The organism is Acinetobacter sp. GN11 (assembly GCF_054823985.1).
On record NZ_JRVL01000129.1, the window covers coordinates 1 to 6,126 of the forward strand.

Consider the following 6,126-nt stretch of genomic DNA (forward strand, 5'->3'; position numbering starts at 1 on the left):
CAAAAATAGCCATATTTTAAGTTCATGAAACTGCTTCGTCTTAATGCGTTATCGCCCAATTTTCAGTTACCTCAAACAGCGGTAACTATTGGTAATTTTGATGGTGTCCATTTAGGTCACCAAGCGATGATTGCTCAACTCAAAAAAATTGCTGCAGCACAAGGCTTAAAAACATTGGTTATGATTTTTGAGCCACAACCTCTTGAATTCTTTAAAGGCTACGATGCCCCTCCTCGTATTAATTCACTACGAGAAAAAGTTGAATACCTAGCTGAGCTTGGGGTTGATTACATTGCAGTTGCTAAATTTGATGAGCATTTCCGTAGCCTGAGCGCGTCAGCCTTTGCAGACTTATTAAAAGATAAATTAAACGCGCAAACTTTGGTTTTAGGAGATGACTTTCATTTCGGTAAAGACCGTCAAGGCAACAGTGAGTTTTTAAAAGATTACGGATTTGGGGTCACAAATCTACATACGATTGAACTTGAAGGTGAACGCGTAAGTTCAACTCGTATCCGCCAAGTGCTTCAGGTAGGAAATCTTGCCTTAGCTGCTAAATTATTAGGTCGTCCTTACAGTATTACCGGACGTGTCCAATATGGCGACCAGATTGGCCGAACTCTCGATTTTCCAACCATTAACGTTCGTCTCAACCGCCACAAGCCCTGTTTAAATGGGATTTATGGTGTTGAAGTCATTTGTGAAACAACTTCACTCACTCAAAAAGTGCGTCAAGATACACCTGAAAAACCGGGAATTGCCGGATATCATGAAAACAGCCTATATGGCGCGGGGCATGTCGGTACACGTCCAGCCATTCAGCAAGAACATCCAGAGTGGAGATTAGAAGTACATTTCCCTGATGTTTCTGCTAATCTGTATGGCTTATTTATGCGGGTGACTTTCCTTCACTATCTTCATGGTGAATTGAACTACCCTTCGCTTGAAGCACTTAAGGCAGGAATTGATAATGACGTGCAGCAGTTACGACAATACCGTAACGACACGACACAATTTCCTTTTTAATTCGAATTTTGATTGTAAAACATGTCGGCTCCCAAGCTGATTAAACTGGATGAAAACTTGCATGAGCGATAAGCAAACTCCTGAGAATGCAGTGGACTACAAAGCCACGCTAAACCTGCCAGATACTCAATTTGCAATGAAAGCAAATTTGGCAGTACGTGAAGTGAAATGGTTAGAAGAGTGGTATACCGACAACATTTATCAGCAGATTCGTGCATCGCGTATTGGCAAGAAAAAATATATTTTGCACGATGGCCCTCCATATGCAAACGGTACAATTCACTTAGGTCACGCAGTCAATAAAGTACTCAAAGACGTGATTGTGAAAAGCCGTACTTTGGCTGGTTTCGACGCACCTTATGTTCCGGGTTGGGACTGTCATGGCTTGCCAATTGAGCTAAAAGTTGAAGAAAAAGTAGGTAAAGTTGGCGAAAAAGTTGACGCAGCGACTTTCCGTAAACTTTGCCGTGAATATGCTTTAAAACAAATTGATTTACAGCGTACTGACTTTAAACGTCTTGGTATTTTAGGTGACTGGGATAATCCTTATCTCACCATGAACTATAAACAAGAAGCCGATATTGTTCGTACTTTAGGTTTAATCCAGAAAAATGGTCATATCCAGCCGGGCTTAAAGCCAGTGAACTGGTGTATGGACTGTGGTTCAGCACTGGCTGAAGCTGAAGTTGAATATGAAGATAAAAAATCTGACGCAATTGACGTTGGTTTTGGTGTTGTAGATCTAAAAGATTTAAGTGCCCGTTTAAACGTAGAAGTTCAAGACCCAACTGATATTGTGATCTGGACGACTACGCCGTGGACATTACCAGCTAACCAAGCCGTTGCTTTACATGCCGAAATTGAATATCAATTGGTACAAGTGACTACTGAACGTGGTAAGCAAAACTTCATTCTTGCTAAAGACTTAGTTGCTTCAGCAATTGAACGTTATAAACTTGAAAATCCAGTAGTTTTAGCAGACTTTACTGGTAACAAACTTGAAAACCTTACATTACAACACCCACTACTCACTGATCGTCAAGTTCCAGTGATTTTAGGTGAACACGTTATCGCAACAAGCGGTACAGGTGCAGTACATACAGCGCCTGGCCATGGTGCAGACGACTATAAAGTAGGTCTTCAATACAACCTTACAGTAGATAATCCAGTGGGTGGTAACGGTGTTTATTTACCGACTGCTCCAATCTATGCTGGTGAGCACATCTATAAAGCCAATCCAAAGATTATCGAAGCTTTGGGCGCTGTAGGCCGTTTATGGGCGCATCAACCAATCAAACACAGCTACCCACACTGCTGGCGTCACAAAACTCCTATTATTTTCCGTGCTACCCCACAATGGTTCATTAACATGGATCAAAAGGGTTTACGTGAAGGTGCGCTTAACGCGATTGAAAATGATATCGAGTTTGTACCGAACTGGGGTAAAAACCGTATTGAGTCAATGATTGAAGGTCGTCCGGACTGGTGTATCTCACGTCAACGTACTTGGGGTGTTCCAATTCCTTTCTTTGTTCATAAAGATACGAACGAATTACACCCTCGTACACCTGAACTTATCGAAGAAGTTGCTCAACTGATCGAACAAGAAGGTATCGAAGCATGGTTCAAACGTGACGCGAAAGACTTCATTGGTGAAGATGCTGAACAATATAACGCTATTCGCGATACGCTAGATGTATGGTTCGACTCGGGTACAACACATTATGCTGTACTTGAGCAACGTGAAGAATTAGAAAGCCCTGCAGATTTATATTTAGAAGGTTCAGACCAGCATCGTGGTTGGTTCCAGTCTTCTTTATTAACGTCTATGGCAATTCATAATCGCGCACCATATAAAGCCTTGTTAACACATGGTTTTACAGTGGATGAAAACGGTCGTAAATTGTCGAAATCTTTAGGCAACTACATTCCGCTTGAAGAAATCATCAAACAGCTTGGTGCTGATGGTTTACGTTTATATGTAGCTTCTAGCGACTATCGCTATGAAATCGCGGCATCTAAAGAAATCTTTAGCCGTGTAAGTGATAGCTATCGTCGTATTCGTAATACATTACGTTTCTTGCTTGCTAACCTAAATGGTTTCAAACCGAGCACAGATGCTTTAGCTATCGATGACTTAATTGCGCTAGATCAATACATCTTGCAGCGTGCAAACGAAGTACAACAAACGATTATCACTGCCTATGAAGAAATGAACTTCCATGTGGTATGTAGCGCGTTAACAAGCTTCTGTATTAATGACTTAGGTGGTTTCTACCTAGACATTATCAAAGATCGTCAATACACCACTAAAGCAGATTCTCAGGCACGCCGTTCTGCACAAACAGCGCTTTACCATATCGTTCAAGCATTTATTCGTTGGATGAGTCCAATCTTAAGCTTTACTGCTCAAGAAGCTTGGCCACTCATTCCAGAACAAACTGAAAAGTATGTATTTACTTCAGAATGGTATGACTTACCTGTTTCATCAAAAGCAAACCTGCTTTCTGAAGAAGATTGGCAAACATTGATTAGCGTAAAATCTGCAGTAAATAAACAGATTGAAGCAGCTCGTAACGCTAAACTTGTCGGCAGTAATCTTTCAGCCAAAGTTGAACTTTGGGCAAATGAATCATTACAAACAGTTTTAAACCAACTGGCTGATGAACTCCGTTTTGTTCTTATTACTTCCGAAGTAGTAGTACATCCATTTGCTGAGCAAGGTGAAGCAACTGAAATGGAAGGCTTACGTGTACAAATATCTGCAGCTGAAGGTGAAAAATGCGCACGTTGTTGGCATGTCCTTCCAGATGTAAATACACATGCCGATCATCCAGGTTTATGTGGTCGTTGTATTGTGAACGTCACTGGTCGTGGCGAAGTGAGAAAATATGCCTAATTCACAAGCTAAAAAAGGCTTATTCCAGTTTTATCCACACAACTTAATTTGGCTTGGACTTTCTGTCCTTGCCATTGTGTTGGATCAATGGACAAAATGGATTGCAAGTACACATCTGAACTACGCAGATCCGGTGCCTGTGCTTCCATTTTTAAACTGGACACTATTACATAACTATGGTGCAGCCTTTAGCTTTTTATCTGATGCGGGAGGATGGCAACGCTATTTCTTCACATCTTTAGCAGGCTTAGTTTCAATCCTTTTTGTATTTTGGTTGCTTCGTATGCCTAAAAAAATGGTGGTGCTACCTGTAGCCATCGCTTTAATTTTAGGTGGAGCTTTAGGCAATTTAATTGACCGTATTACCCTAGGTTATGTGGTCGATTTTATTCATGTTTATTATCAAAATCATCACTTTCCAGCTTTTAATATTGCGGACAGTGCTATTACCTTAGGTACCATCTTGCTACTCATTGATACATTCTTCCTTGAGAAGCAACGCAACCAAAATTCGGATGCATAATATGACCGAAATTATCCAACCTAACGAAGAAATTCGTATTACAGACGGCTCTAAAGTCGATCTACACTTTTCTGTCGCTATTGAAAATGGTGTAGAAATCGATAATACACGTAACCGTGAAGAACCTGTTACCTTGACTATTGGTGACGGAAATCTTTTACCTGGCTTTGAAAAAGCATTATTTGGTTTACGTGCTGGTGACCGTCGTACAGTACATCTTCCACCAGAAGATGCATTTGGTCCATGGAATCCGGAAAATATTCAAACTTTCGATACAGTTAAGTTTGAACAACGCCCTATTCCTGGTCATATGATTGAGTTTGAAGATAAGGCAAAAACAACGTTATTTGGTGTAGTGAAGTCAGTTAATGATGACATTACAGAAATTGATTTTAATCACCCGTTAGCTGGGAAAAACATTACCTTTGAAGTAGAAATATTTAAGGTTACTCCTGAAGGCCAACAAGGCATTAAACTCATGTAAATAAAAAGCCCTCTCAATGAGGGCTTTTTTATAGTTTAAGTTTGTTCATAACATAAGAATCCTTACAAATTCTATATTCTCAGCTACCCATGTAATGAATTAAGTTATAAGTATAAAAATCCTTAGGAAAAATACATGCTGGTCTATATTGTCGTAGGAAGTGTTCGTGAAGGACGTACAGCAATTAAAATTGCCAATTGGCTAGAATCAACAATTCCAACATTGGGTCTAAATGACTTCCAAACAGAAGTAGTCGATTTAAAAGAATGGGATTTACCTCTATTTTCAGGCTCTCACCCACCCGCTACCGGAATTTATGATCAACCTAAACAACAAGAATGGGCAGACAAAATTGCTCAAGCAGATGCTTTTATCTTTATTAGCCCAGAATACAACCATGGTTACAGTCCAGCCTTAAAAAATGCTCTAGACTATGTTGGTAAAGAATGGAGTAATAAACCTGCTGCATTTATTGGATATGGCTCAACAAATGGTTCTCGATCTATTAGCCAAATACGTCAAGTCACCTCAAGTTTAAGCATTGTTGATCCAAATGCTGTGATAGAGATTCGGGATATATTTAAACGTAATAAAGATGAAAAATTCGAAGCTAATGAGTTTGAAGTAAAAGGACTTCAATCAATTGTGGAGAAACTACAGAAATATCATTTATCTTAAATTTTAAAAAGGCCTCTATAACCAACATAAGAGGTCTTTTATTTTTATAAGCTTTTTAAATAATTTACTACATCTATATTACCAGCCATTTCTGCAAGCTGTAACGCTGTATATTCACTCTTATAAACGACTTCAGCACCTTTTCCTACCAAGAGTTTAACTATCTCTAAATGATCATTTTCAGCAGCTGCTTGCAAAGCGCTATAGCCTTCATCATCTGCCTGATTAGGATCTTGTCCATCTAAAAGTAATTGCTCTACCTGACCTAAATCACCTAAAGAAGCCCAATAGACCAACTCAGGGAGAGAGAGTTCATCATCATCCTCAGGTATTAAAGAGAAGGAATTAATTTTCACGTAAACACCTAAAAATAAGAAACTTTATCATTATTATATTCATAAAACATGCTTAGTATGCAAATCTGATTTTAAAGCTTATTTTTATTACCTAAAATTGATCAATTCTTAATTTCATTTATTTTTTGATATAAAAAAACACCCCCAACTGTTAAGTTGA

The 6,126-nt window shown here is 39.1% G+C and carries 6 protein-coding genes; 5 read left to right on the plus strand and 1 reads right to left on the minus strand.

The genetic code is table 11. The features are described 5' to 3' along the window. Positions 1-24: 24 nt before the first annotated feature. The 5 genes from ribF to NL42_RS12100 all read left to right on the plus strand — a co-directional run bounded on the left by ribF (position 25) and on the right by NL42_RS12100 (position 5,610). A complete protein-coding gene (gene ribF, locus NL42_RS12080; protein WP_016139698.1) occupies positions 25-1,026 on the plus strand; it encodes a bifunctional riboflavin kinase/FAD synthetase in 1,002 nt (333 codons plus the stop codon). Positions 1,027-1,087: 61 nt separating this feature from the next. After that, positions 1,088-3,925: an isoleucine--tRNA ligase gene (ileS, locus tag NL42_RS12085; RefSeq protein ID WP_461312930.1), complete on the plus strand. Its 2,838-nt coding sequence runs from the start codon at positions 1,088-1,090 to the stop codon at positions 3,923-3,925. Beyond that, positions 3,918-4,448: a signal peptidase II gene (gene lspA / locus NL42_RS12090; RefSeq protein ID WP_003655819.1), complete on the plus strand. Its 531-nt coding sequence runs from the start codon at positions 3,918-3,920 to the stop codon at positions 4,446-4,448. The genes ileS and lspA overlap by 8 nt, the downstream gene beginning before the upstream one ends. A gap of 1 nt (position 4,449) precedes the next feature. After that, a complete protein-coding gene (locus NL42_RS12095) occupies positions 4,450-4,932 on the plus strand; it encodes an FKBP-type peptidyl-prolyl cis-trans isomerase (RefSeq protein ID WP_004640310.1) in 483 nt (160 codons plus the stop codon). Positions 4,933-5,067: 135 nt separating this feature from the next. Beyond that, entirely contained in the window at positions 5,068-5,610 is a 543-nt protein-coding gene (locus tag NL42_RS12100; protein WP_016139701.1) for an NADPH-dependent FMN reductase, read from the plus strand. A gap of 44 nt (positions 5,611-5,654) precedes the next feature. On the opposite strand, the gene NL42_RS12105 is transcribed toward NL42_RS12100, so the two are convergent. Further along, on the minus strand, positions 5,655-5,966 hold the full coding sequence (locus tag NL42_RS12105; RefSeq protein ID WP_461312931.1) for an ankyrin repeat domain-containing protein: 312 nt from the start codon (positions 5,964-5,966) through the stop codon (positions 5,655-5,657). Positions 5,967-6,126 lie beyond the last annotated feature (160 nt).

What these genes read in the sequence shown, in the direction of transcription:
- ribF (WP_016139698.1), top strand. Translation starts at nt 25, where the DNA reads ATGAAACTGCTTCGTCTTAATGCGTTATCGCCCAATTTTCAGTTACCT.
- ileS (WP_461312930.1), top strand. Translation starts at nt 1,088, where the DNA reads ATGAGCGATAAGCAAACTCCTGAGAATGCAGTGGACTACAAAGCCACG.
- lspA (WP_003655819.1), top strand. Translation starts at nt 3,918, where the DNA reads ATGCCTAATTCACAAGCTAAAAAAGGCTTATTCCAGTTTTATCCACAC.
- NL42_RS12095 (WP_004640310.1), top strand. Translation starts at nt 4,450, where the DNA reads ATGACCGAAATTATCCAACCTAACGAAGAAATTCGTATTACAGACGGC.
- NL42_RS12100 (WP_016139701.1), top strand. Translation starts at nt 5,068, where the DNA reads ATGCTGGTCTATATTGTCGTAGGAAGTGTTCGTGAAGGACGTACAGCA.